This window comes from Polynucleobacter cosmopolitanus (genome assembly GCF_002224225.1).
Classification (GTDB): Bacteria; Pseudomonadota; Gammaproteobacteria; order Burkholderiales; family Burkholderiaceae; genus Polynucleobacter; species Polynucleobacter cosmopolitanus.
This window is the reverse complement of the sequence record NZ_NJGG01000006.1, coordinates 1-1505: the sequence shown is the minus strand read 5'-3', so window position 1 is coordinate 1505 and position 1505 is coordinate 1. Positions and strand designations below refer to the sequence as shown.

Annotated in this window: 1 protein-coding gene and 1 pseudogene; both read right to left on the bottom strand. The window is 40.4% G+C overall.

All coding sequences use genetic code 11. The features are described 5' to 3' along the window. Window positions 1-98 precede the first annotated feature (98 nt). Window positions 99-1067 carry a sulfite exporter TauE/SafE family protein gene (locus tag AOC33_RS09055; protein ID WP_089516704.1) on the bottom strand — a complete coding sequence of 323 codons (969 nt, stop codon included), beginning with the start codon at window positions 1065-1067 and terminating at the stop codon, window positions 99-101. Window positions 1068-1247: 180 nt separating this feature from the next. After that, window positions 1248-1505 (bottom strand): annotated as a pseudogene (locus AOC33_RS09050) (ferredoxin--NADP reductase); the annotation flags it as partial.

Here is a 1505-nt window from a genome sequence, read left to right as displayed (position 1 = left end):
CAGGCTTTTATTTCTGGTGGTGGTGAAGCTGAATAAGGTCTCGTTCCAATGCTTAACGCTTGTAATTTTTTCAGTTGAATACTTAGCCATCTTTTAAGTCACACCAAAATTTTGTATAAATTAAACGCACTTAAAGTTGAAATCAGCAAACCTACTGAAACCAACAAAAATCTAACGGATAAGCGACTGGTTAAATAAGCTGCAAAGGGTGCAGCAAATAATCCACCGAAGACCAAGCCTGCGACTAAAACCCAATGATCAACGCCACCCAACAATAAAAAGCTAGTTCCCGTTGCTAACGCCACAAAAAATTCAGCTGTATTGACCGTTCCGATTGTTTTGCGGGGATTATTTCCCTGACCAATGAGAGATGATGTGACAACCGGTCCCCATCCACCACCGCCTACCGCATCAAGAAAACCGCCACTCACCGCAAGCTTTCTTACATGCTTAAGCTCGTGAGATGCTTTTTCTTGTCTTGTCTTAAATGCCTTTCTTAAAATGATGATGCCCATCACTAAAAGATATGCAGTAATAAAAGGCTTTAATAATTTCCCATCAATGGCTGTTAGAAAAACAACTCCGATTACGCCACCAAGAACGCCAGGAATGACAATTTTTTTGAATAGCTCTTTATCCACATTCCCGAATCTAATGTGTGAGACACCTGAAAATGCTGTGGTAAATATTTCTGCGACATGAACAGCACCCGATGCTGCTACTGGTGACGCCCCAATTCCCAAAAGAAATGAATTAGAAGTTATTCCATAGGCCATTCCTAAAGCGCCATCAACAATTTGTGCCGCTAAACCCACACCCACAGCAAGCCAAAAATATTCTGATGTCAATAAAGCCGCCAATGAAGTAGCAAGAGAATGTCTTACATGATGATCGGCTTGACTAAACCAGTAGCCCAAAAGAGACATCACAACTAAAAAGCCAAATAAGACAAAACGACGATCAATAGTGAATAAGGCCCCACCCTTTTCAATCGGGGGAAGTCCAATCGCCAGATGCTCTTGATTTTCAGGAGTATCTGAAATCTCTGTATGTCTATTTGTTCGCATAGCCCCAACCCTTTAACCTGAATGGTTAGAACTATATGGAACTAAAGTTATTACGTAAAATAATAATTAATTGTTATTCAATTACTTTTAGTAATATAGATAAGGTTATGGTAACAATGAAAAATGCCCTCGATTTGATTCAAATTGAGGGCATTTTATTTTTTCTAGAAAGATAGATTTTTACTTTTCCACAAACGCTCTCTCGTAAACATAGTCACCCAAGTGGCCAAGACTTGGTGAAACCTTGAAGCCTTTGGCATCCAGCATTTCTGAAATCTCTTTGAGCATTGATGGGCTGCCGCAAATCATGCCGCGATCATTCGCCGGATCCAATGGTGTTAAACCAATGTCCTTGAACAACTGACCGTTTTCAATCGCAGTAGTTAAACGACCTGTGTGCTTGAACGCTTCTCTTGTGACTGTTGGGTAGTAGATTAG